Source organism: Micromonospora sp. WMMD1076 (genome assembly GCF_029581475.1).
GTDB lineage: Bacteria > Actinomycetota > Actinomycetes > Mycobacteriales > Micromonosporaceae > Micromonospora > Micromonospora aurantiaca.
On sequence record NZ_CP120862.1, the window covers coordinates 3695682 to 3720564 of the forward strand.

The 24883-nt window shown below is 75.3% G+C and carries 16 protein-coding genes; 9 read left to right on the plus strand and 7 right to left on the minus strand.

Features of this window, described 5'->3' with window-relative positions; all coding sequences use genetic code 11:
- Nucleotides 1-580: 580 nt before the first annotated feature.
- Complete coding sequence (gene eccB / locus O7622_RS17575; RefSeq protein WP_282309252.1) at nt 581-1990, plus strand: type VII secretion protein EccB; 1410 nt, start codon at nt 581-583, stop codon at nt 1988-1990.
- A 136-nt stretch (nt 1991-2126) separates the two neighbouring features.
- Here the strand turns inward: eccB and O7622_RS17580 are convergent, their stop codons facing one another.
- From O7622_RS17580 to O7622_RS17600, 5 genes are read right to left on the minus strand one after another with little or no spacing between them, the layout of a single operon-like run.
- The gene (locus O7622_RS17580; protein ID WP_282309253.1) at nt 2127-2732 is read right to left on the minus strand and encodes a class I SAM-dependent methyltransferase; all 606 of its coding nucleotides are present in this window, start codon (nt 2730-2732) and stop codon (nt 2127-2129) included.
- Nucleotides 2733-2764: 32 nt separating this feature from the next.
- Nucleotides 2765-3367 carry a phosphatase PAP2 family protein gene (locus O7622_RS17585; RefSeq protein WP_282309254.1) on the minus strand — a complete coding sequence of 201 codons (603 nt, stop codon included), beginning with the start codon at nt 3365-3367 and terminating at the stop codon, nt 2765-2767.
- Nucleotides 3368-3389: 22 nt separating this feature from the next.
- Complete coding sequence (locus O7622_RS17590; protein WP_282309255.1) at nt 3390-4256, minus strand: carbohydrate ABC transporter permease; 867 nt, start codon at nt 4254-4256, stop codon at nt 3390-3392.
- On the minus strand, nt 4256-5215 hold the full coding sequence (locus O7622_RS17595; RefSeq protein WP_013285936.1) for a sugar ABC transporter permease: 960 nt from the start codon (nt 5213-5215) through the stop codon (nt 4256-4258). The genes O7622_RS17590 and O7622_RS17595 overlap by 1 nt, the downstream gene beginning before the upstream one ends.
- Nucleotides 5212-6603 (minus strand): extracellular solute-binding protein, encoded by a 1392-nt coding sequence (locus tag O7622_RS17600; protein ID WP_282309256.1) that lies wholly within the window; start codon nt 6601-6603, stop codon nt 5212-5214. Before O7622_RS17600 ends, O7622_RS17595 begins: the two co-directional genes overlap by 4 nt.
- Before the next feature lie 121 nt (nt 6604-6724).
- Between O7622_RS17600 and O7622_RS17605 the strand changes: the two genes are divergently transcribed.
- Genes O7622_RS17605 through O7622_RS17615 form a run of 3 tightly spaced genes read left to right on the plus strand, consistent with a single transcriptional unit; the run spans nt 6725 to nt 9914 of the window.
- Complete coding sequence (locus O7622_RS17605; RefSeq protein ID WP_282309258.1) at nt 6725-7762, plus strand: zinc-binding dehydrogenase; 1038 nt, start codon at nt 6725-6727, stop codon at nt 7760-7762.
- Nucleotides 7762-8580 (plus strand): sugar phosphate isomerase/epimerase family protein, encoded by an 819-nt coding sequence (locus tag O7622_RS17610; RefSeq protein ID WP_282309259.1) that lies wholly within the window; start codon nt 7762-7764, stop codon nt 8578-8580. The genes O7622_RS17605 and O7622_RS17610 overlap by 1 nt, the downstream gene beginning before the upstream one ends.
- Entirely contained in the window at nt 8577-9914 is a 1338-nt protein-coding gene (locus O7622_RS17615; protein ID WP_282309260.1) for a hypothetical protein, read from the plus strand. Before O7622_RS17610 ends, O7622_RS17615 begins: the two co-directional genes overlap by 4 nt.
- A 44-nt stretch (nt 9915-9958) precedes the next feature.
- Here the strand turns inward: O7622_RS17615 and O7622_RS17620 are convergent, their stop codons facing one another.
- A complete protein-coding gene (locus O7622_RS17620; protein ID WP_282309261.1) occupies nt 9959-10663 on the minus strand; it encodes a CBS domain-containing protein in 705 nt (234 codons plus the stop codon).
- Nucleotides 10664-10757: 94 nt separating this feature from the next.
- The gene (locus O7622_RS17625; protein ID WP_282309262.1) at nt 10758-11585 is read right to left on the minus strand and encodes a molybdopterin dinucleotide binding domain-containing protein; all 828 of its coding nucleotides are present in this window, start codon (nt 11583-11585) and stop codon (nt 10758-10760) included.
- A 180-nt stretch (nt 11586-11765) separates the two neighbouring features.
- Between O7622_RS17625 and O7622_RS17630 the strand changes: the two genes are divergently transcribed.
- The 5 genes from O7622_RS17630 to O7622_RS17650 all read left to right on the plus strand — a co-directional run bounded on the left by O7622_RS17630 (nt 11766) and on the right by O7622_RS17650 (nt 24859).
- Nucleotides 11766-12158 (plus strand): DUF2267 domain-containing protein, encoded by a 393-nt coding sequence (locus O7622_RS17630; RefSeq protein ID WP_282309263.1) that lies wholly within the window; start codon nt 11766-11768, stop codon nt 12156-12158.
- Nucleotides 12159-12487: 329 nt separating this feature from the next.
- Nucleotides 12488-15949, plus strand: a complete 3462-nt coding sequence (locus O7622_RS17635; protein ID WP_282309264.1) for an AMP-binding protein — start codon at nt 12488-12490, stop codon at nt 15947-15949.
- Nucleotides 15946-19056: a thioesterase domain-containing protein gene (locus tag O7622_RS17640; protein WP_282309265.1), complete on the plus strand. Its 3111-nt coding sequence runs from the start codon at nt 15946-15948 to the stop codon at nt 19054-19056. Before O7622_RS17635 ends, O7622_RS17640 begins: the two co-directional genes overlap by 4 nt.
- Nucleotides 19053-21359 (plus strand): lantibiotic dehydratase, encoded by a 2307-nt coding sequence (locus tag O7622_RS17645; RefSeq protein WP_282309266.1) that lies wholly within the window; start codon nt 19053-19055, stop codon nt 21357-21359. Before O7622_RS17640 ends, O7622_RS17645 begins: the two co-directional genes overlap by 4 nt.
- On the plus strand, nt 21356-24859 hold the full coding sequence (locus tag O7622_RS17650) for an amino acid adenylation domain-containing protein (RefSeq protein ID WP_282309267.1): 3504 nt from the start codon (nt 21356-21358) through the stop codon (nt 24857-24859). Before O7622_RS17645 ends, O7622_RS17650 begins: the two co-directional genes overlap by 4 nt.
- The last annotated feature ends 24 nt before the right edge of the window (nt 24860-24883 follow it).

The window sequence follows — 24883 nt, forward strand, 5'->3', positions numbered from 1 at the left end:
GGGGAGGTGGTGGGGTCCGGACGGGTGTGATGCAGCCACTTCCGGGAGCTGGCGGGGCGGGTGCTTCGGGCGGGGGTGCCTCGCTGGGCTGCCCCTGTCTTGATCCACTCCACCTCGGGGAGGTGGACGGGTCCGGGCCGGTGTGATGTGGCCACGTCGGGGGGCGAGCGTTTCGGGGTGGCGAATGAGCTGTCCGGCCAGGGCACGGTGGGGTGCATGTGCGGAGCGCGGGCGTCGGCCGATGACCGGGCCTGCCTGTGTTCCCTGCCTTGATCGACTCCAGCTCGGGGAGGTGGTGGGATCCGGGTGGGTGTGATGCAGCCACCTCGGCGTGATTCCGCCGGGGACTGGGTGCGGGCGCGCCTGTGGCGGTGTCCGAGCGAGGGGGCGGGCGCTCACCCGTGGCTTGATCGACTACCGGTCGGGGAGGTGGTGGGGTCCGGGTGGGTGGGATCCAGCGACCTCGGCGTACTGGCGGGGCGGGCCGACGGCGAAGGGCCGGCGAGGGACACGCAGGGTCGCCGGGGCATCGACGGAGCGCTTATCCTGTGCGCCGACCATCCCGGCGGGAAGGGACACGATGGCGTCGCGGCAGGACCAGCTGCACTCGTACCAGTTCACCGTCCAGCGGGCGGTCGCCGCGCTCGTCATGCGGGAGACGGACCCGCCGCAGTCCCCGTTCCGCCGGCTGGCCGGCGCCGGTCTGGCCAGCGTCCTGGTCGCGGCGATCGCGCTCGGCGGCGTCGCGCTCTACGGCCTGTTCACCGGCGGCGGTGACTCGTGGCGCGAGACCGGCGCGGTGATCGTGGAGAAGGAGTCAGGGGCGCGGTTCGTCTACCGGGACGACAGGCTGCACCCGGTGCTCAACTACGCCTCCGCCCTGCTGATCATCGGGGCGGAGCGGCCGAGGACGGTGCTGGTCGGCCGCCGCGCCATCGACGGCGTGCCGCGTGGCCTGCCGCTCGGCATCGCCGACGCGCCGGACTCGCTGCCCGCGCCGAACCGGCTCGTCCGCGACGCCTGGACGCTCTGCTCGGTGGCGGGCGACGAGGCCGGACGCGGCGAGACCGGGCGCCAGGCGGCGGGGCGTGACGAGGCCCGCTCGGTGCTGCTGATCGGGCGGGAGGCCACCGGCGGCCGGGCGCTCGGCGACCAGGGCCTGCTCGCCCGGCACCCGGACGGCGGCCTGCACCTGCTCTGGCACGACCGGCGCTACCTGCTGCGCGACACCGACCGGGTGCTCGCCGCGCTCGCCGCCACCAGGGAACGGGCGGTGCCGGTGGCGGCGGCGCTGCTGAACACGCTCCCGGCCGGCGCCGATCTTGCCCCGCCGCCGGTGGACGACCTCGGCGAGCCGTCCGAGCGGGTCACCGGCGCGAGCGTGGGCGACGTCTACCTGGTGCGCAACTCCGGCGGCGGACGGCAGTACGCGGTGGCCCAGCGGGGCGGGCTGGCGGCGATCACCGAGTTGCAGGCCGCGTTGCTGCTGGCCCGCACCGGCCAGCGGGATCCGGAACCGATCACGCTCGGCCGGTTCGCCGCGCTGCCGAAGCTGCCCGGTCTGGTGCCCGGCGGGCCGACCGCGCCGCCCGCCGTACCGCCCCGGCTGGCCGCCGCCGAGGGCGCGCTCTGCGCGCGGGCCGGCGACGACAGCGGCGTACGCGAGCTCCGCCTCGGCGTCACCGCGCCGGACCCGAACGCCGCCGCGCGGACACCGGGCGGCCGGGCCGGGCTCGCCGACGAGGTGGTGGTCGAGCCGGGACGCGGCGCGCTGGTGGAGGCGGTGGCGGCGCCGGGCGCGACCGGCGGCGCGATCTGCGTGGTCACCGACCTGGGCAGGCGGTACGCGCTGACCGGTGCCGACGTGCCGGGCATGCTCGGGTACGCGGGGGTGCGCCCGGCGCGGCTGCCGGCGGGCCTGGTGGACCTGCTGCCGTCCGGCAGCCCGCTCGATCCGGAGGCCGCCCGCACGGTGGCCGCACCCGCCTGAGCGCCGGCCACCGCACGGGCGCACCGGTGCACCGGCGCGGCCCGGGACGGGACGGGACGAGGCACTGGCTGACCGTCACCACCAGAGGTGCCTACCCGGCCGGGACGGGTCGAGCCGAGCCGAGCCGAGCCGAGGGTCAGCCGGCGGGGCGGCGCAGCACCGTCACCGCGAAGTCGGCGTCGTCCCGCCACGGCCGCAGGTCCCAGGTGGCGAAGCGGTGCTCGGGGCGCAGCCCGGCGGCCACCGCGTCGGCGTCCAGGTCGGCCACCGGGTAGCCGCGGTCGGTGGCGAAGCCGACCACGACCAGGCCGTCCGGGCGCACGTGTGCGGCGACGCGGGCCAGCACGTCGCGTTCGGTGCCGGGGGCGACGAAGACCATCACGTTGCCGGCCAGCACGGCGGCGTCGAACGGCTCGGCCTCGCCCTGCGCGGCCAGGTCCAGCTCGGCCAGGTCGGCGACCAGGAAGCGGGGGCCGCGGTGGTCGGCGCGGGCCGCCTCGACGAGCGTCGGGTCGGCGTCCACACCCACGACGTCGTGCCCGCGTGCGGCGAGCGCGGCGGCGACCCGGCCGGTGCCGCAGCCGGCGTCCAGGACGCGGGCGCCGGGCGGCACGAGCGCGTCGAGCAGCCGCGCCTCACCGGACAGGTCGGCGCCCTCGGCGGCGAGCTGACGGAACCGGTCCACGTACCACTGCGAGTGGCCGGGCTTCGTGTCGGTCACCCAGCGGGTCGGCTTGGCCATGGGGCCACCGTAGCTGATCTTGTGGCAGCGGGTCAGGCGAGCGCCAGGAACGTGCCGGCGGCGAGCGGCCCGCCGAGCGCGACGCCGGCCAGCACCTGCGGCCAGGTGTGGTCGGCCAGCCGTACCCGGGACCAGCCGACGGCCGCGACGAGCACCCAGCCGAGGTTCGCGGCCGGGCCGGCCAGCGGCACCAGCACGGCGACTGTGGCGGCGGCGACCGCCGCGTGGATGCTCAGCTTCCACCAGTGGTTAACCAGCGCGCAGGCCGCGCCGACCACGAAGACCACGACGATCACGGCGAACAGTTCGGCCGGCGCGCGCACCGCCGCCAGCAGCAGCAACCCGGCCGCGACCGAGGCCAGCCCGATCGACAGCGGCCGGGCCCGCTGCGTGCGGTCGCCGACGTGCCGGTCGGTGAGGCGCCCTCGGCGTACGCCGTGCACGAGCACACCGATCGGGATGACGGCGCAGAACGTCAGCGCGATGCCGCCCCAGAGCAGGAACTGGCCCGCCGAGCGGCTGACCCGGGCGGCGGCGATCAGCGGCAGCGCGGTGACCAGAACGGTCGGGGCGAGCGCCTCGGTGAGCAGCCGGGCCGCCCGCGCGCCGGCCCGGCGCTCCCGTGATGATCGCACCCGATCATCCTGGCACGGACGCTCAGCCCTTCTCGGCCCCGCTGGTGAGTCCCTCGGTGAGCAGGCGTTCCCCGGCGAAGAACAGCACCACGATCGGCAGCGTGAGGATGACCGAGCCGGCCATCAGTACGGTCTTGGGCACCTCGACGCCGTCGGAGAGCAGCGACAGGCCCAGCGACACGGTCCACCGGTCCGGCCGGTCGACCAGGAACAGCAGTGCGAACAGGTATTCGTTCCACGCGATCATGAAGTCGTACAGCGCGACCGCCATCACCGACGGGGCGGCGAGGGGCAGGCTGACCCGGCGGATGATGCCGAGCCGGCCGGCGCCGTCGATCGCCGCTGACTCCTCCAGGCTGACCGGGATCGTCTCGAAGTAGTTCTTCAGCATGTAGACCGACACCGGCAGCGTCTGCGAGATGTAGACGAGCACCAGGCCGGTCAGCGATCCGCGCAGCCCGGCCCGGGTGAAGACCACGAACAGCGGGATCGCGATGACGATGGACGGGAACAGGTAGACCGCCAGGAACAGTGCGCTGACCTGCCGGCGGCCGAAGAACCGCAGGCGGGACACCGCGTACGCGCCGGGAATGGCGATCACCAGGGTGAGCGCGGTGGCGGCCAGCGCCACCAGGCCGCTGTTGCGGATGAAGGTGAGGAAGCCCTGGCCGCCGTCGGAGACGGACTTCAGCACCTCGGCGTACGTGGCGACGGTCAGCTCGCCGAACGGCACCCAGAGCGAGCCGGGTTCGAGCAGCAGGCGTTCGATCGGGCGTACCGACAGCACCAGCATGTACCAGAACGGCAGCAGCGTGACCACCAGGAACCCGGCGATCACCAGCCGGCGCAGCCAGCGCAGGCTCACCGTCTCGATCCGGTCCCGGTCCATCACGCCTCCCGCCGCGCGCCGAAGAAGCGCAGGTAGATCGCCACGAACACGAGCAGCACCACGGCCAGCACGACGGCCTGGGCGGCGGCCGCGCCGATGTCGGTGCGGGCGGTGAGGAACTGGTAGACCCGTACGCTCACCACCTCGGTGCCGGCCGCGCCGCCGGTGAGCAGGTAGACGTCGTCGAACTTGTTGAACGTCATGATGAACCGCAGCACGCCGATCAGCGCGATCACCGGCATGAGCTGCGGCAGCAGGATGTGCCGGAACCGCTGCGTGGGGGTGGCCCCGTCGACCCGGGCGGCCTCCTCCAGTTCGCCGGGCACCGCCTGGAGCCGGGCCAGCAGGAACAGGAACGCGAACGGGAAGTAGCGCCACGCCTCGAACGCGATCACCGTCCACAGCGCGGTGGACTCCTGGGACAGGAACGGCACCGGCGAGTCCCAGCCGAGGAAGCGCCGCCCCCAGTCGTTGACGATGCCGAGCTGCGGGTCGAGCATCACCTGCCAGACGAACGTCATGGCGACCACCGGCGCCACGTACGGCAGCAGCATCGACGCGCGTACCAGCGTGCGGCCCCGGAACGGCCCGCGTACTGCGAGCGCCGCCGCGAGGCCGACCACTATCGAGCCGGCGGTGCCGCCGACGCTGTAGAGCACAGTGGTCCAGAGCGTGTCGGCGAACCCGGGCGTGTGCAGCACCCGGTCGATGTTGTCCAGGGTCAGCTCGCCGAACAGGCCGGTCTTGCGCAGTGTGGCCAGGCGTACCCGCTGGAAGGCCAGTACCACCGTCCAGACGATGGGTATGCCGATCACCGCGACCACGACGAGCAGGGTCGGGGTGACCAGCGCGAGCCCGGCGCGGGACTCGCGGCGGCGCAGTGTCAGCGGGCGGCGGCCGGGTCGGCGGGGTCGCTCCGGCGCGGGGGAGCGGCCGGCCTCCGGCGCGGTGGTGGTCAATTGACGCCCTTGGCTATCGCCTCGACGTCCTTGCGGGCGCGTTCGGCGGCGGCGCGGGCGTCGGACCTGCCGCCGACGACGTCGGCGAGCGCCTTGGGTACGGGCAGTTCACCGAGGATGGCGCCGACGAGCTTGCCCTGGTTCTCGGTCAGGCCCCAGCGCTGGAACGTGTCGGGACTGCGCCGCAGCGTGGCGAGCACGTCCTCGCCGTAGACCTCCGACAGCGGCTTCTTGGTGTCCACGCCGGCGGGGCTGGTGTTCCAGGCGGTCCGGAACTTCTGCTTGTCCTCCGGGGTGCCGGTGCGCACCGGGAAACGTCCCTCGGGGGACATGCCGAACCAGCGCGGGTAGCCGTCGGAGAGCATGTACTCCACGAACGACTTCGCCGGGTCGGCCGCGCCGTCGAGCACGGCCCAGGAGCTGACCTCGCCGTACTGGGCCGGTTCGGTGCCGTTCGGGCCCTTGATCGCGGTGACGAAGCCGCTGTTCTTCGCGAGCCAGGCCGGGTCGGACTGGCACTGCGGGCAGGTGGGCCGCGCGTCGGCGCGCAGCCCGGCCAGCTCGTCGAGGATGAACGGCGACCAGATCAGCATGGCCGCCTTGCCGGCGAAGTAGGTGGCCCGGGTGGTGTCGACGTCCTGGGCGCCCTTGACGGAGTTGTTCCGCATCAGGTCGCCGTAGAAGCGGAACGCCTCGACGCACTCGGGGGAGTCGAGAGTGACCTTGCCGGAGTCGTCGGTGAGCCGGCAGTTGTTCGCCAGTGCCAGGTGCTCGAACGTCTGCTGGGTGAACACGTCGCCGGGGGAGGTGGCCGCGGTGATGCCGGCGACGCCGCCGATCTTCAGCTTCGCCGCCGCGGCGGCGATCTTCTCGTACGTGTCGGGCGCCGGCAGGCCGGCGGCGGCGAACAGGTCCTTGCGGTAGACAAGCAGTTGGCCCCACCCGTCGCTCGGCACGGCGAGCTGCGTGCCGCCGTCGCTGGTGAGTTCCAGCGCGCGAGGCGTGAACGTGTCCCGGCCGAGCCGGTCGACGACGGCGGCGTTGGCGTCGGCGTCGAGGAGTTCGTTCGCGGACAGCGTGCGCACCCCGGCCAGCGAGACCGAGCCGACCACGTCGGGCAGGTCGCCGGCGGCGGCGCTGGAGGCGATCAGGGACGGGAACTGGTCCTCGTTGACGGTGACCAGGTTGACCTTGACGCCGGTTTTGGCGGTGTAGTCGGCGATGATCGTCTTGGTGGCGGCGACGCGGTCCGCCACGTCTTCCAGGCTCCAGACGGTGATCTGCGAACTGTCGGATTTCTGCCCGTCGTCGCTGCATGCGGCCATGCCGGTCCCGGCCAGTGCCAGGATCAGGCTGATTGCGAGCCGCCGCGTGGAGGGTGATGACATCGGTGGCACTCCTCTCGAAAGAGCACGGCCTGCCGCTAATACCCATCGATATATCAGTCTAATCACATATGCCCATTTTTTGGGTTAGAATCGGGGTCGGCACTTCCCTCGGAGCGACGCCATGAGCAACTGGGTTGTCTCTCTGGCCGGGCCCCGGCACGTACGCCTGGAGCCCTGCCCCACCGACCGGCTCGGTCCGGGCCAGGTCCGCGTCCGCACCCGCTACTCGGGCATCTCCGCCGGCACCGAGCTGACGCTCTACCGGGGCAGCAACCCGCGGCTGCGCAAGGACTGGGACGCCGGCTCCCGCATGTTCGTGCCCCGCCAGGCCACGCCCGCGTACCCGGTGGTGGGTTTCGGTTACGAGGAGGTCGGCGAGATCGTCGAGGTCGCGCCCGACGTGGCCGGGCGGCGGCCCGGCCAGCTCGTCTGGGGCATCTGGGGGCACCGCGCCGAAGCCGTGCTCCCCGCGACGGCCGCGCATCCGCTGCCACCGGGCCTCGACCCGCTCGCCGCCGTGTTCGCCCGGCCCGGCGCCATCGCGCTGACCGCCGTGCTCGCCGGTGACCTGCACCTGGGCGACTGGGTGGGCGTGTTCGGGCAGGGCGTGATCGGGCTGCTCGGCACGCGCCTGGCCGCGCTGTCCGGCGCCCGCGTGGTCGCCGTCGACCGGATGCCGGGCCGGCTCGCGCACGCCGTGCGGCTCGGCGCGCGCCGGGTGGTCGACGCCGCCGCCGACTCGCCCGCCGCCGCGCTGCGGACCGCCACCGACGGCCGGGGCGCCGACGTCTGCCTGGAGCTGTCCGGGTCGTACCCGGCGCTGCACGAGGCGATCCGCGCCACCGCGCACGCCGGTCGCGTCGTCGCGGCCGGCTTCTACCAGGGGTACGCCCACGGGCTGGAACTCGGCGAGGAGTTCCACCACAACCGGATCCAGCTCGTGGCCGCCCAGGTCTCCGGGCCGGACCCGGCACCCGGCACGGCCGGCCGGTGGTCCGGGACGCGGATCGCACACACCTTCATGGACCTGGTGGCCGAGGGCAGCGTCGACCCGCTGCCGCTGGTGAGCCACGTCGTCGACGCGGGCGCGGTGGCCGACGCGCTGGCGTTGCTCGACCGCGGTGACTGTGACGTCCTCCAAGTGGTGCTGAGGTTCTGATGGACATTCCGCTCTCGTGCCAGGAGCAGCTGCTTCCCGGCGCCGACCTGACCCGGAAGTACGCCCTCGCCGTCTCCCTCGGCTACCAGGGCATCGAGCTGCGCGGGCGGGGTGACCACGCGCTGGCCCGGCGGCTGCCGGAGCTGCGCCGCGCCCGCGCCGCCGGCGTGGTCATGCCGACCGTCTGCGTCGAGATGGACCACTTCGTCGGCGACTTCGACCCGGCCCGCTCCCGCGACGCGGTCGACAACCTGCGCTCCCAGCTGTCGGTGATCGCCGAGCTGGGCGGCGCCGGCGCGATGACCCCCGCCGCGTGGGGCATGTTCTCCCGCCGTCTGCCCCCGTTCGAACCACCACGCTCGGCCGACGGCGACCGGCGGGTGCTCGTCGACGCCCTGGGCGAGCTGGCCGGGCACGCCCGCGCCGAGGGGGTCACGGTGTTCCTGGAACCGCTCAACCGGTACGAGGACCACATGGTCAACCGGCTCGACCAGGCGGTCGAGCTGTGCCGCGCGGTCGGGTCACCGGCGCTGCGGGTGGCCGCCGACACGTACCACATGAACATTGAGGAGGACGATCCGCACGCCGCGCTGCGCGCCGCCGCGCCGTACCTCGGGCACATCCAGGTCAGCGACTCCAACCGGCACCAGCCCGGCGCCGGGCACCTGGACTGGGGTGCGCTGCTGGCCACGCTCGACGCGATCGGCTACACCGGCTGGCTGGCGCTGGAGTGCCGGCTGCGCGGCGAGCCGGTCGCCGCGCTGCGCCAGGCCGCCACCGCGCTGGCCCAGGCCCGTCCCCGGCGGGCCGCCGCATGACGCTGACCACAGGGGTACGCGCCGGAGCCGACCGCCACGCCCGGCTGCGCCGCCTCGCGCTGACCACCCTCGACGCCAACTGGGAACACGATCACACCGTCCCCTCCCGCACGCTCTACCCGCACCAGTGGAGCTGGGACTCGGCGTTCATCGCGATCGGCCTGTCCCACGTCCGCCCGGACCGGGCCTGGCGGGAGCTGCGCACGCTGTTCGCCGCGCAGTGGGTCGACGGGCGGGTGCCGCACATCGTGTTCAACCCGGCCTCGCGTGCCGGGCCGTACTTCCCCGGGCCGCAGTTCTGGGACTCGGCACGCGCCGACGGCTCGCCGGCCCGGGCCACCTCCGGGATCGTCCAGCCACCGGTGCACGCCCCGGCCGCCTGGCTGGTGCACCGCCGCGCGCCCGGCGAGGCGTCGGTGGCCGCGCTGCGGCGGCTCTACCCGAGGCTGGTCGCGCAGCAGCGCTACCTGACCGGTCGCCGCGACGCCGGGGGCGGCGGGCTGGCGTCGATCGTGCACCCGTGGGAGTCCGGGCTGGACAACAGCCCCGCCTGGGACGCGCCGCTGGCCGGGGTGCCCGCCGACGAGGCGGTGATGCGCGCGTACCGCCGGCACGACACCGCGCACGCCGACGCGGCGCAGCGCCCCACCGACCTGGACTACGCGCGCTACGTCGCGCTGGTGGATAGCTACCGGGCCGGCCGCTACCGGGACGAGGGCCTGCTCGGACGGCACCCGTTCCTGGTGGAGTGCCCGCTGGTGAACGCCGCGCTCGGCGTCTCCGAGTACGCCCTCGCCCGCATCGCCGCCGTCATCGGCGCCGACCCGGGGCCGCACCGCGACCGGGGCGCCCGGATCACCGAGGCGCTCGTCACCCGCCTCTGGGATCCGGCCACCGGCACGTTCCGCCCCCGCGACGTCCACGCCGACCGGCTCGTGCCGGCCCGGACCGTGCTCGGACTGATGCCGCTGGCGCTGCCCGAACTGCCCGCCGCGCAGGTGTCGGCGGTCCTGGCCGAGGCGTGCTCGCCGCGCTTCGGGCTGGCCGCACGGATGGACCGGCCGCTGCCCACGTACGACCGCACCGCGCCGGACTTCGAGCCGCTGCGCTACTGGCGCGGCCCGAGCTGGATCAACACCGGCTGGCTGCTCTGGCAGGGACTGCGTACCCACCGCCGCGCCGACCTGGCCGCCGGGCTGCGCGAGTCGCTGCTCGACCTGGTCGACCGGGCCGGCTGCCACGAGTACTTCCACCCGGACACCGGAGCCGGTCTCGGCTCACCGGCGTTCAGCTGGACCGCCGCGCTGGTGCTCGACGCGCTCGCCCAGGAGTGACACCGGTGGCGCCGGTACGGGCCGACGCACCGGCGCGTCCGGGCTCACGCGATGCCGGCCGGGGTGCCGCCGCCCATGCGCAACGCCGACATCGGCGCGTCGTCGATCGCGTAGCCGAGCGCGTCGACCACCTCCACCACGCCGCTGACCTGCCGGGTCAGGCGTACCGCGAGCTGCGCGGTGGACCGGCGCTCCACCTGGCCGGTGAGCGTCACCACGCCCCTGTCGACTGTCACGTCCACCACGCCGTCGCGGACGCCGAGGCTGCGCCACAACACCTCCTCGACCACGTCCCGCCGGATGCCCGCGTCCGGGCGCAGGTGCACCTTGAGCAGGTCGCCGCGGGTGACGATGCCGACCAGTCGGCCGACGTCGTTCACCACCGGCAGCCGCTTCACGCCGCGCGCGTCCATCAGCCGGGCCGCCTCGACGATCGTCGCGTCCGGCGTGACGGTGACCGGGGGAGCTGTCATCAGGTCGGCGGCGAGCGTCGCGCCGGCCTTCGCCCGCGCCTCGCGGCGGTGCCGGTCCGGCAGGATCCGCCGCTCCCGGGGCCGGCCCAGGAACTCCACCTTGTACATCAGGTCCGTCTCGGACACCACGCCGAGCACCCGGCGGGTCTCGTCCACCACCGGCGCCGCCGTGACGTGCCGTTCGGTCAGCACGTCGACGATCTCCCGGTACTCAGTGCCCTCCCGTACCGACGCCACGTCCCTGGTCATCACGTCCTGCACCTGCCACGTACGCATGGCGAACCTCCCTGTGTCCGCCTCCGACGCTAGGCGGCGGCACCGGGCCGGAGCAGGGGCGCAAAGACCAGGTCAGGGGGCCGGAGGTCCCGAATCACCCGGCCGCGACGGGCTCGGCGACCTCGTCGGCGGGCGGCTCGGCGGTCAGCAGTCCGGCCGCCACCGGCTCGACCTCCACCCGGCGGTCGTGGAACGTCGGTGCCTCGCCCAGGTCGGTGTCCCGGACGCCGGTGACCGCGTTGACGGTGGACCGCCCGGGGCTGCGTCGCGCCCAGTACGTCTTGTACGTGAACGCCAGGCCCGGCCGGGCCGCCTCGTCCACCGCCACGGCGGCGAGGAACGCGCCCCTGTCGTTGTGCACGCGTACCGCGTCGCCGTCGGCGAGCCCGCGCGGCGCCGCGTCGGCCGGGTGCAGGTGCACCCGGGGCGGCCCGGCGCGGCGGGTGTGCCACGGCAGCGAGGCGAACGTGGAGTTCATCAGGTAACGGTTGGCCGGGGCGAGCAGCGTCAGCGGGAACCGGCGGGCCAGCTCCGGGTCGGCCGCCTCGGCCGGTGGCGTGTACCCGGGCAGCGGGTCCACCCCGAGCGCGGCCAGCTCCGGGTCGTGCAGCCGGGCCCGCCCGTCCGGGGTGGGGAAACCGCCCTCGGCGTACGGCGCGGAACCCACCGGTACGCCGGTGAGCCGGGCGTACGTGCGCTCGCGCAGCTCCTCGTACGTGATCGGCGCGCCGGCCAGCAACTGCCGGGCCAGGTCCTCGTCGCTGTCCCGGAACGCCGGGTCGTCGATCCCGAGCGCGGCGGCGATCCGCCGGAAGATCTCGGTGTTCGGCAGCGCCTCGCCCGGCGCGCGGGTCACCGGCAGGTTCAGCGTCGTGTAGTGGTGCCCGTAGGACGTCTGGAGGTCCAGGTGCTCGGGCTGCATCGTCGCCGGGGATGGGTCGTGACGGGGGCCATGGGCGGATGCCACCGACGCGACCGGCCACCCGCCCTCCGGCTTTTCCGCCTCGCGGCGGGTGCGGCGTTTGGCCGGGGTGGGGGCGGGTACCCGCCGGGGCCGACCGCTGCGGGCGTGGTGCCCACCGGCGGCGAGGGGAGGGGTGGGATGCGGTTCCCCCTGTTCGTCGAGGCGGTGGCGCGGCGGGCCGAGTTGCCCGCTGACGAGGCCGCGACCGTCTCCCGCGCGGTGTTGCAGACGCTCGCCGACCGGATCACCGCGGACGAGGCGACGGACCTGGCCGCGCAGCTGCCGGACGACGTGGGCGGCTACCTGGAGCCGGGCGGGACCGCTATGACCGGTGGCGCGGTGGATTTCCTCTACCGGGTGGCCGAACGCGCGGCGGTGGATCCCGCGGTCGCCGAGGTGGGTGCCGTCGCGGTGCTCGCGACGCTGCGCGACACGGTGACGGTGGGGGAGTTCCACGACCTCGTCGCGCAGCTCCCGAAGGGCTTCGACGCCATGGTGGACCCCATCCCGCGACCGCCGTACGATGTCTGAGCAGGCTCCCCGCGATCCGGGTTGAGCTGCGGCACCGAGGCCGCGGCGGCGAAAGATTCCACGGCCTGGAAGTATTTTCACCGTAAAATAATTTGCCGGTTGACACGTACGCTGAAAAACGTCTACGCGCTAGAGGGATGATCGGACGATTTCCTCCGTCCGAGGTTCCAAGGTGCCGTCCCCTCTTCGGCTCAAGCCTCATCGCCGCTCTTCCGGCGCACGGATCGAGCCATATTCTGCTTTCAATGTGAAGTCCTGGGGGGGATCAATGATCACATTCGTCGATTGCCGCCTGCCTGCCCTCTGTGGAGCGCAACCCGCTTCCTGACATGGCAGAGACGATGATCATCAATCGTTTCGGCGCGATCTCGGCGGTACACGGCGGACGTCCGGCACTTCTCGGTGAGACCCACGAGGTCACGTACACCGAGCTGACCGGGGCGGCCGGCGGGCACGCTGCCGTGTTCGCCGCCGCGGGCCTGCGCGCCGGAGACCGGATCGCGCTGCTCACCGCACACGGTGCGCCGACCGTGGCGGCGATGCTCGGCGCCCTCGCGAGCGGATGCGCGTATGTTCCGCTGGACCCGGGCTTCCCGGTCGCCCGGCTGCGCCACATGGTCGACGCCGCCGGGGTCACCGCCGTGGCCTGCGCCGCCGAGCACCGCGACCTGGCGTCCACACTGGCCGCCGGGCGGCCGGTCGTAGCGCTGGACGAGGCGCCGCCGGCTCCGCTGCGCCCGGTCGCGGCCGACCCGGACGCGCTGGCGTACGTGCTGTTCACCTCCGGCTCGACAGGCGTGCCCAAGGCGGTCGGGCAGACCCACCGCAACCTGGCCCACGTCGTCGACAACCAGATCGCCGCGCTCGGCGTCGGCCCGGACGACCGGCTCAGCCTGCTCGCGTCGTTCAGCTTCGACGCCGCCATCCCCGACCTCTACCCGGCGCTGCTCACCGGCGCCGCCGTCGTCCCGGTCGACCTGCGCCGCCAAGGGCTCGCGCACGCCGTCGACCAGCTCGACCGGCACCGCGCCACGGTGCTGCACTGCACGCCCACTGTCTACCGCTTCCTGCTCGACACGCTCGGCGCGCGCCGGCTGCCCACGGTGCGGGCGGTGCTGCTCGGCGGCGAGCAGGCCACCTGGGCCGACGCGGCCCGCGGCCGGGACCGGTTCGCCCCCGGCTGCGTGCTCGTCAACGGCTACGGCGCCACCGAGATGACGTTCGCCGCCCGGCACGTGCAGCAGCTGTCCGAGGTGGACCCGGACGCCCGCGGGCCGCTGCCGGTGGGCGTCGCGTTCCCCGGCTACCGGCTGGACCTCGCCCCGGACACCGGCGAGATCGTGGTCCGCAGCCGCCACCTCGCCCCCGGCTACCTCAACCAGGACAGCGACCGGTTCGGCGCCGACGCCGACGGGGTGCTGTCGTACCGCACCGGTGACCTGGGCCGGCTGCTGCCCGGCGGGGAACTGGTCTGCCTCGGCCGGCTGGACCGGCAGGTCAAGGTACGCGGGCACCGGGTCGAGCTGACCGAGATCGAAGCGGTGCTGTCCGCCCAGCCCGGCGTGGCGGGCGTCCGCGCGATCGTGCGCGACGGCGAGCTGCTCGCGTATGCCCGCCCGGCCGGCGCCCGCCCGGACCCGGCGGCGCTGCGCGCGGCGCTGACCGCCGCGCTGCCCGACTACGCCGTGCCCCGCGCGGTCGTGGTGGTCGACGGGTTCCCGCTCACCGTCACCGGCAAGATCGACGAGCGTGCGCTGCCCGACCCGGTCACCGAGGTGCCCGCCGAGGAGGCCCCGGCCACCGGCACCGAACGCGCCGTGCACGACATCTGGTGCGCGGTGCTGGGCCGCGACGCGGTCGCCCGCACGGCCAGCTTCTTCGATGTGGGCGGGCAGTCGCTGCTGCTGGGCCAGGTGCAGCAGCGCCTCGCCGAGCGGTTCGGCGTACGCCTGCCGATGCTGCGCCTGTTCGACCACCCGACCGTCGCCGCCCAGGCGGCGCTGCTGGACGCCCCGCCCGAGGCGGTCCGCGCCCCGGTGCTGCCCGCGCCCGCCGCGCCGGTGCGCGCCGCCCGCGAGTACACCGGCGACGAGATCGCCGTGGTCGGCGTCGCCGGGCGGTTCCCCGGCGCGCCCGACGTGGCCACGTTCTGGTGGAACCTGTGCACCGGCGTCGACTCGGTGCACGACCACACCGACGAGGAACTGGCCGCGCTCGGCGTCGGCCCCGCCCTGCGCGCCGACCCCCGGCACGTCCGCGCCACCGGCCGGCTCGACGGGGTGGCCGACTTCGACGCCGAGTTCTTCGGCTTCGGCGCCGACGAGGCCGCCCGCACCGACCCGCAGCACCGGCTGTTCCTGGAGACCGCCTGGGAGGCCCTGGAGGACGCCGGGCACGACCCGGCGCGCTTCCCCGGGCTGGTCGGCGTCTACGCCGCCACCTCGGCCAACCGCTACTTCCTGTTCCACCTCATGGACAACCCGGCTGTGGTCGGCGACGTCGACCCGGACGACTGGGAGGCCCGGCTCGTCGGCCGCCAGTTCACCGACCACCTGCCCGGGCAGGTGGCCTACCGGCTCGGCCTGACCGGCCCGGCGATGGCCGTGCAGAGCGCCTGCTCCAGCTCGCTCGTCGCGGTGTGCGTGGCCGCGCAGAGCCTCGCCGACTACCAGTGCGACCTGGCGCTGGCCGGCGGGTCGACGGTGATGTGGCCCCGGCACCGGGCGGGCGGGCTCGCCTCGCCCGACGGCCGGTGCCGTGCCTTCGACGAGGCCGCCGCCGGCTCCGGCTTCGGCTCTGGGGCGGGCGTGGTGGCGTTGCGCCGGCTCGCCGACGCGCAGGCCGACGGCGACCGCATCTACGCGATCCTGCCGGGCTGGGCGGTCACCAACGACGGACCGGACCGGGCCGGTTTCGCCGTACCCGGCCCGGCCGGACAGGCTGCCGCCGTCGCGAACGCGCTCGCCACCGCCGAGGTCGCACCCGGCGAGGTCCGCTTCGTCGAGGGCCACGGCAGCGGCACGCCTCTCGGCGACGCCATCGAGGTCGCCGCGCTGCACGAGGTGTACGCGGGCGCCGCGCCCGCCGAGTCCACAGCGCTCGGCTCGGTGAAGACCAACATCGGCCACCTCGACGCCGCCGCCGGCATCGCCGGGCTGATCAAGGCGGTGCTGGCCGTCCGGCACGGTGTTATCCCGCCGAACCTGCACTTCACCCGACCGCACCCGGAGATCGACCTGGCCGCCGGACCCTTCTACGTGCCCACCAAGGCGCGGGACTGGCCGGACGACGCGCGCCGGGTCGCCGGGGTGAGCGCGTTCGGCCTGGGCGGCACCAACGCGCACGTCGTGGTGGAACAGCCGCCGCCCGCCGAGCCGGCCGACCCGCCCGGCGGGGGACCGTGGCTGCTGCCGGTCTCCGCGCGTACCCCGGCGGGGCTGCGGGCCGTGCTGGCCCGCCTGCGCGGCCACCTCGCCGGGGCCGCCCCGGCACTGTCCGACGTGGCCGCCACGCTGGCGCTGGGCCGGCGGGCGTTCGCCCACCGGGCGGCGGTGGTCGCCGCCGACCTGCCGGCCGCGCTCTCCGCGCTGGACGTGCTGCTGGACACCGACGCCCGCATCGCCGGTGACGGCGGCCCGCTGCGCGAGACGGCCGCCGAGTGGGTCGCCGGGCGCGACGTCGACTGGCACGCGCTGCACCCCGAGGGCACGGTCCGGCGCGCCGGACTGCCCACCTACCCGTTCCAGCGCCGCCGGCACTGGATCGACCCCGTGCAGAAAGGTCCGCGGTGAACTGGTTCGTCTCCGCCGGAAGCCGACCCGAGGCGCCGGTGCGGTTGTTCTGCCTGCCCTACGCCGGAGCGGGCGCCAGCGCGTTCCGGCGCTGGGCGGCCGAGTTCGGTCCGAGCGTCGACGTGGTGCCGGTGCAACTGCCCGGCCGGGAGAACCGGATCACCGAGGACCCGCGCTTCAGCGTCGGCGAGGTGACCGACGCCATCGCCTCCCGTGCCGACCGCCCGTACGCGATCTACGGCCACTCGATGGGCGGACGGCTCGGCTTCGACGTGGTCCGTGAGCTGCGCCGGACCGGCCGCCCGCTGCCGCTGCGGCTCTACGTCGGCGGCGCCCGCGCCCCGCACGTCGCCACACCCGGCCCGTTCGACGGGCTGTCCCGGGCCGGCGACGACGAGCTGCTGCGCCGCCTCGGCGAGGGCGGCGGCCTACCCGCCGAACTGCTCGACCACCCCGAGCTGGTGGAACTGCTGCTGCCGCTGCTGCGCGCCGACTTCGGCCGGGTCGACGACTACCGCCACGTGCCGGGCGAGCCGCTGCCGGTACCGATCGTCGTGTTCGCCGGCCGTACCGACCGGGCGGTCAGCCGCGAGCAGAGCGCAGCCTGGGCCGAGCACACGGCGGCCGGGTTCACCCTGCACGAGCTGGACGGCGGGCACTTCTTCCTGCACGACCGGCTGACCGAGCTGGCCGCGCTGATCCGGGCCGACCTGACCGCCGCGCCCACCGACACCCGCCCCGGCACGCCGGACGCGGGTCCGGACCCGGTGCGCGCCGCCGGTCGCGGGACCGCCGGCGCCGCGCACCGGGTTCCGCTCGGCGGCACCGGCTGGTCGGTGTGGCACGACGCGGTGCTGCGGACCACCGGTTTCCCGGCCGACGGGCTGGAGCTGTTCACCGCGCCCCGGGCCGCCGCTGCCGCCGACGAGCTGCTGGCCACCGGCGCCGGCGAGGACCGGTTCACCAAGGAGTTCGAGGAGGCGCTGCGCGCCGGCGCGCAGCGGTTCAGCGAGCTGGCCGCCGACCCGCTGCTGCGCGAGGCGGTCACCTGGCAGAACCGGGGCGCGCTGGTGGCGTTCGACGGGCTGGTGCGCGGCGGCCCCGACGCGGCCCGCAACGTGCGCCGCCGCGACCGGGAACGGGCGCTGCTGAAGTACTGGCAGCGCTACTGCGGCAAGAACGAGACCGTGGGCTTCTTCGGCCCCAGCTGCTGGGTCACAGTCGATCCCGCACAGCCGGAGGTTGCCCGAGTCAACCCCGGCGACAGCCTGACCCGGCGGCGCTGGGTGTGGTTCGAGTCGTGGGCGCTGTCCGCGTACGCCGAACGGATCGGCGCGGACCTGGCGGTGCGCCGGTGGTGGCCGCCGATGCTGCGGGCCCACCTGACCGTCCGGGACCGCGACGTGCTGCGGCCCGGCCGCCCGCCGCTGACGCTGACCCCGGTCGAGGCCGCGCTGCTGCGCGCGGCCGACGGCCGGCGCGCCGCCGCCGACCTGGTCGCCGACCCGGCGATCGGGCTGCGCCGCCCGGAGGACGGCTACGCGCTGCTCGACCGGCTGGTCGAGCGGGAACTGATCACCTGGGACGCGGCCCTGCCGGTGAGCCCGGACGCCGAGCGGGTGCTGGCCGACCGGATCGACGCGATCGGCGACGAGCCGGCCCGCGCCGCCGCCCGCGCCGGGTTCGACCGGCTGCGCGCCGCCCGCGACGACGTCGCCGCCGCGGCCGGTGACGCGGACCGGCTGCGGACCGCCCTGGACGCCCTCGACGCCACGTTCACCGAGCTGACCGGCGTGCCCGCGGTGCGCCGGGCCGGGCAGATGTACGCCGGCCGCACGGTCTGCTACGAGGACAGCGCCCGGGACCTCGACGTGGTGTTCGGCGCGCCGCTGCTGGCCGAACTGGCCGCCCCGCTCGACGTGCTGCTGCGCGCCGCCCGCTGGCTGGCCAACGCGCTCGCCCGCGCCTACCTGGACGTGCTGCGCAGCCTGTACGAGGAACTGCGCGCCGAGTCCGGCGGCCCGGTGCCGCTGGCCGACCTGTGGTTCCTGGCCCAGGGGATGTTCTGGGGCGACGGGGACCGGCCGGTCGACGCGGTCGCGGCGGACTTCGCGGCCCGGTGGGCCGGACTGTTCGGCCTGGACACGCTGCCCGCCGGCACCACCGACGTACGGCTGCGCGCGGCCGACCTCGCCGGCCGGATCGACGCGGTGTTCCCCGGCGACGGCCCGGAGTGGTCCAACGCCGCCATGCACAGCCCCGACCTGCAGATCTGTGCCACCGACGCGGACGCGCTGCGGCGCGGCGACTACACCGTGGTGCTCGGTGAGCTGCACGCCGCCTGGTCGTCGTTCGACTGCGCGGTGTTCACCCCGTCGCACCCGGACGTCGAACGGCTGCGCGAGGCGCTCGCGGTGGACATGGGGCAGCGGCGGGTGCGGCTGCTGTTCCCGGCCGACTGGCCGCGGCGCACCAGCCGTACCGCCGAGTCGCTGACCGGGCCGACCGACAGGCACCTGGCGTTCCTCGACGCCCCGGGCGCCGACCCGGCCCGCGTGCTGCCCACAGTCGACCTGGTCGTCGACGAGGTGGACGGCGAACTGGTCGCCACCGCCTCGGAGGGGCAGCGCTGGCCACTCGTCGAGGTCTTCGCCGAGCCGCTCAGCGCGCACGCCGTGGACGGGTTCAAGCTGGTCGCCGCCGCGCCGTACACGCCCCGGATCACAGTGGACCGGCTGGTGCTGGCCCGGCGGACGTGGCGGACCACTGTGGGTGAGAGCGGCCTCGCCGTACCCGACGGCGAGCGGGACCGGTTCCTCGCCGTCCGGGACTGGCGCCGCCGCCTCGGCCTGCCCGAGCAGGTGTACGTCAAGCTCGGCACCGAGACCAAGCCCTGCTTCGTGGACCTGGCCGCGCCGGCGTTCGCCACCACGCTCTGCGCGATGGTGCGCGCCGCCCGGGTCGACGGCGGCGACGACGTGTCGTTCACGGTCAGCGAGATGCTGCCCGCACCGGAGCAGGCGTGGGTGCCCGACGGACAGGGCCGCCGCTACTTCAGCGAGTTGCGCCTGCACATCACCGACGCCCGGCGGGAGGACCACCGGTGAGCCACCTGCTGCCCCTGGGCGACACCGGCTGGTCGGTGTGGCGGGACGTGGTCCTGCGTACCGCCGGGTTCCCGGCTGCCGGGCTGGACCGGTTCGCCGCGCCGGACTGCGCCGCCGCCGCGGACGCGCTGCTCGCCGGCGACACCAGCCCCGAGGTGTTCGGCAAGGCGCTGGGCGACGCGTTCGCCGAGTCCTCGGCGGTGGCCGGCGAGCTGGCCGCCGACCCGCTGCTGCGCGAGGCGGTGACCTGGCAGAACCCGGACATGCTCATCGCGCTCGACGGGCTGCTGCGCACCGACCCGCAGGTCCGCAACGTGCGCCGGCGCAAGCGCGAGCTGAGCCTGTTGCGCTACTGGCAGCGCTACTGCGGCAAGGCCGAGACCATCGGCTTCTTCGGCCCGGTCTGCTGGGGCACGTTCGACACCTCGCAGCGCGGCGTGCGCACCGCACCCGGTGACCTGCTCGTGCACCGGCGGCGGGTGTACTTCGAGGCGTGGGCGCTCATCGCGTACGCCGACCGGCTCGCCGACGACCTGGCGGTCCGCCGCTGGTGGGCGCCCGCGCTGCAACCGCACCTGACCGTCGCCGGGCGGGAGCTGCGCTGGCCGCTGCACCCGCCGATCGCGCTGACCCCGGTCGAGGCGCTGGTGCTCGGCGCCTGCGACGGGCGGACGCCCGCGGTGGAGCTGGCGGAGCGGCTGCACGACGCCGGCGAGGTGCACGGCGCCGACGACGTCTACCTGCTGCTGGACCGGTGGGTGGAACGCGGGCAGCTCAGCTGGGGCGCGAACCTGCCGGTCGCGCCGGACGCCGAGCAGGTGCTGGCCGCGCGGATCGCCGCGATCGGCGACCAGGCGGTCCGTGCCGCGACGGCGGCCGAGTTCGGCCGGCTGCGCGCCGCCCGTGACGAGGTGGCCGCCGCGGCCGGCGACCCGGACCGGCTCGGCGCCGCGCTCGCCGCGCTCAACGCCGAGTTCACCGCAGTCACCGGCCGTCCGGCCACCCGGCACAGCGGACAGATGTACGCCGCCCGCACGGTCTGCTACGAGGAGACCGCCCGCGACCTGGAGTTCCGGATCGGGTCGGCGGTGATCGACGCGCTCGCCGAGCCGATGGCGGTGGTGCTGCGTACCGCCCGCTGGTTCACCGGCGAGGTCGCCGCGCGCTGCGGCGACCTCTTCACCGAGCTGCACGAGGAACTGGCCGCCGACGGCGAGCCGGTGCGGCTGGCCGACCTGTGGCTGCTGGCCCAGGGCACGCTCGTGGCCCCGGACGGTCCGATCGGCCGGGCCGGCGCCACGCTGACCGCACGCTGGGCCGAGCTGTTCGGCCTGGCCGACCTGCCCGAGGGGCAGGCGGAGCTGCGGCTGCGCGCCGCGGACCTGACCGAACGGGCCCGGGAACTCTTCCCGGCCGAGCGGCCCGGCTGGCCGTCGGCCCGGCTGCACAACCCCGACGTGCAGCTCAGTGCCGCCTCGCCGGAGGCCGTCGAGCGCGGCGACTTCCTGCTGGTGCTCGGCGAGCTGCACCCGGCCTCGGTGGCGTTCGACAGCGCGGTGCTCAGCCCGTTCCACCCGGACCCGGCCGCGCTGCGCGCCGACCTCGACGCCGACCTGGGCCCGGCCCGGCTGCGGGTGCTCTGGCCGGACAGCTTCCCCCGCCGCACCACCCGCACCACGTACGCGCTGACCGGTCCGGCGGACCGCCAGCTCGGTATCGACACCGCGCACGGCGCCGACGTGGACCGCCTCGTCCCGGCCACCACGGTGCTGGTCGAGCGCACCGGCGACACGCTCACCGCTGTCTTCCCCGACGGTGCCCGCTGGCCGTTGATGGAGGTGTTCGCCACGCTGCTCGGCTCGCTGCTGCTGGACGCGTTCAAGCTGCTCGGCGCCGCCGCGCACACGCCCCGCATCACCATCGACCGGCTGGTCGTGGCCCGGCGTACCTGGCGCACCACGGCCGGGGCGTGCGGGCTGGGCGGCCATTCCGACGAGACCGCCCGCTACCTGGCGGTACGCCGCTGGCGCGCCGAGACCGGCCTGCCGGAGCGGGTCTTCGTCAAGGTCGGCACCGAGATCAAGCCCTGCTACGTGGACCTGACCGGCCCGCTGTACGCGCAGTCGCTGTGCGCGATGGTCGACGCCGCGCTGCGTACCGGCCCGGACGTGCCGGTGGTGGTCTCCGAACTGCTGCCCGCACCCACCGAGGCGTGGGTGCCCGACGCCCGGGGGCGCGGTTACGTCAGCGAACTGCGCCTCCAGATCACCGACCCGGCCGAGCACCTTGGAGCACTCCGGTGACCGACACCCTGACCGTCAGCGCCGTCCACGGTCCGGACCTGCAGTGGCCGGACGCCACCCTGGCCGACCTGGTCACCGCGCAGGCGGCCCGTACCCCGGACGCGGTGGCGGTGCGCCAGTGGGACACCCGGCTCACCTACCGGCAGCTCGTCGACCGGGCCGCCGGTGTGGCCGCCGCACTGCGCGAGCAGGGCGTCGGCCGGGGCGACCGGGTCGGCGTGTGTGGCGCGCGTACCCCGGACCTGGTGGTCACAGTGGTCGGCGTGCTGCTGGCCGGCGCCGCGTACGTGCCGCTGGAGCCGGGCGGCCCCCGGGCCCGGCTGCGCGGCATCGCCCGCGACGCGGGTGTTCGCGTGGTGGTCGGTGACGCGGCGGTGGCCGAGTTCGGCGACGAACCCGGCGTGACGGCGCTCGGCCTGCCCGGCCCGGCCCCGCTCGCGCCCTGCCCGGCCCGCCCCGGCGACCCGGCGTACGTGCTGTTCACCTCCGGTTCCACCGGCCGCCCGAAGGGCGTGCTGACCACCCACCGCAACGCCGTCGAGTTCGTCACCGGCGTGAGCGCGCTGACCGGCGCCGACGCCTCGGTCCGCAGCCTCGGCATCGCCTCGCTCGGCTTCGACGCGGCCACCATGGACCTGTTCGTGCCGCTCACGCTCGGCGGCGCGGTGCAACTGCTCGGCGCCGGCGACCGGGCCGACCCGGTGCGGCTGGCCCGGTTCGTCGAAGAGCACGAGGTCACCTGGGGCTTCATCACCCCGACCGTGCTGTCGCTGCTGGACCCGGCCGGGTTCCCGTCGTGGCGGGTGCTGCTCTGCGGCGGCGAGGCGGTTCCGGCCGAGCTGGTCGCCCGCTGGGCGCCCGGCCGGCGGTTCCTCAACGGCTACGGCCCGACCGAGACCACCGTGCTGGCGGTCACCTGCGACCTCGCCCCGGCCGACACCGACCCGATGCCGATCGGCCGGCCGCTGCCCAACCACCGGGCGTACGTGGTCGACGCCGACCTGCGCCCGGTGCCGGCGGGGGAGACCGGCGAGTTGCTGATCGGCGGGCCCGGCCTGGCCGACGGCTACCTCAACCGGCCCGGCCTGACCGCCGAGCGGTTCGTGCCCGACCCGTTCGGCGAGGCTCCCGGCGAGCGGCTCTACCGCACCGGTGACCTGGTCCGGCAGGGCCCGGACGGCCGGATCGTCTACCTCGGCCGCGCCGACCGGCAGGTGAAGGTCCGCGGCCAGCGCATCGAGCTGGGCGAGATCGAAGCGGTGCTGGCCGCCCACCCGGGCGTCGAGCGCGTCGCGGTGGAGGCGGTACCCGGCCCGGCCGGCGCCGAGCTGGTCGCGTTCCTCACCCCGGCCGGCGCGCCGGACGACGACGAACTGCGGGCGTACGCGCGGACGCGGCTGACCACGGCGATGCTGCCCGCCCGGACGGTGCGGCTGGACGCGCTGCCGGTCAGCGCGACCACCGGCAAGCTGGACCGGCCGGCGCTGCGCGAGCTGGCCGCGGCCGCCCCGGCCGCAGTCGCCGCCGCGCCCGCCGACGACGACCCGGTAACGGCGGCGGTCCGGCGGATCTGGACCCGGCTGCTCGGCGCCGCGCCCGCCCCGGACAGCGACTTCCTCGCCGCCGGCGGCAACTCCGTCGCCGCGATGCGGCTGGTCGCCGCGCTGCGCGCGGAGCTGGGCCGGCAGGTGGACACGCGGGTGCTGTTCGCCGACCGCACGTTCGCCGCACTGGTGGACCGGGTCCGCGCCGCCGACCCCGCCGACGCCGACGGGCTGACCACCGGCAACCCGCCGACGCTGTCCCCGCCGCAGCGGCGGCTGTGGTTCATGGACCAGCTCGCGCCGTCCAGCGCGCCGTACAACATCGCCGTCGCGCACCGGCTGCGCGGGCCGCTGGACGTCACCGCGCTCGGCGCCGCGCTGCGGGCCGTGGCCGAACGGCACGACGTGCTGCGCTGGCGCATCCCGCAGAACGGCGGCGTGCCGTACGCGGTCCGCGAGGAGCCCACCGACGTCGCGGTGCCCGTGGTGGACCTGACCGTCGCCGCCGACCCGGACACCGAACTGGCCGGCATGCTCGCGGCCGGTGCCGGGCACGCGTTCGACCTGGCCACCGGCCCGCCCTGGCAGGTGACCGTGTTCCGGCTCGCCGCCGAGGAACACGTGCTCGCGGTCACCGTGCACCACGCGGTCTTCGACGGCTGGTCCGAGGCGCTGCTCTACGACGAGCTGGCGCTCGCGTACGCCCGCGCGCTCGGCCGGTCGGTGCCGGGCCGCCCACCGCTGCCCGCCACGTACGCCGACTACGCGGTGTGGCGCGCCGACCGGGACCGGCGCCGGGGCGAGACGGACCTGGCCTGGTGGACCGCGCACCTGGCCGGCGCGCCCACAGTGCTGGACCTGCCCCGCGACCGTCCCCGCCCGGCCGTGCAGACGTATGCCGGCGCGGAGGCCGCGGTGCGGCTGGACGAGACCGCCGACCGGGCCGTGCGCGAGCTGGCCGGCCGGCGCGGCACCACTGTCGCGGCGGTGCTGCTGGCCGCGTTCGGCGAGCTGCTGCGCCGGGTCACCGGCGGCGACGAGCACGTGCTCGGCGCGATCGTCGCCGACCGGCGGCTGGCCGCGTTCGACGAGGTGATCGGGTTCTTCATCGACACCGTGCCGGTGCGGGTCCGCTCCGGCGGCGCGAGCTTCGCCGAGCAGGTCGACCGGGCCGCCGCCGAGCTGCACGAGGTCACCGCCCACCCGGGCGCGCCACTGGAACGCGTCGTCGAGGCGCTCGGCGTGGGCCGGGACACCTCCCGCGCCCCGCTGGTGCAGGTGCTGTTCAACGTGCTCAACTTCGTCGCGCCCCGGCTGACGCTGACCGGCCTGGCCGTCGAGCCGGTGCCGGTGCCCAAGCCCGGATCGCCGTTCGACCTGACCGTCTACGTGGTGGAGCGCGACGGGCGGGCCGGCGTCGAGGTGGTGCACAACCCGGACCTGTTCGAGGGCGAGCGGATCACCGCGCTCCTGGCCGACCTGGCCGCCCTGGTCGGCGCGCTCGCCGCCGACCCGGACGCACCGGCCGCCGAGGTCGCGCCCGAGCTGCCCCGCCCGGCGGTACGGGTCGCGGCGCTCGGCGCGATGACCGTCGCCACTGCCGAACCGGCCCGCGCGCCGCTGCCCGCCGGGTCGGACGCGCTCACCGCGACCGAGGAGCTGATCGCCGGGATCTGGCGGGACGTGCTCGGCCGCGACGCGGTGGGCGTGAGCGACAACTTCTTCGACATCGGCGGCCACTCGATGGCCCTGGCCTCCGTGCACGCCCGCCTCACCGAGGCCACCGGCCGCTCGATCACCATGCTCGACCTGTTCCGCCACCCGACCGTGCGGGCGCTCGCCGCCAGCCTCGACGGGGCCGCCGACCGGCCGGAGCTGGCCCGCGCCGCGATGCGCGCCGCCGCCCGGCGGGGCCGCGCCCGCCGTACCCCGCCACCTCGCCGACCTCACCCGTGACGCATCCCTTGTGAATGAAGGAAC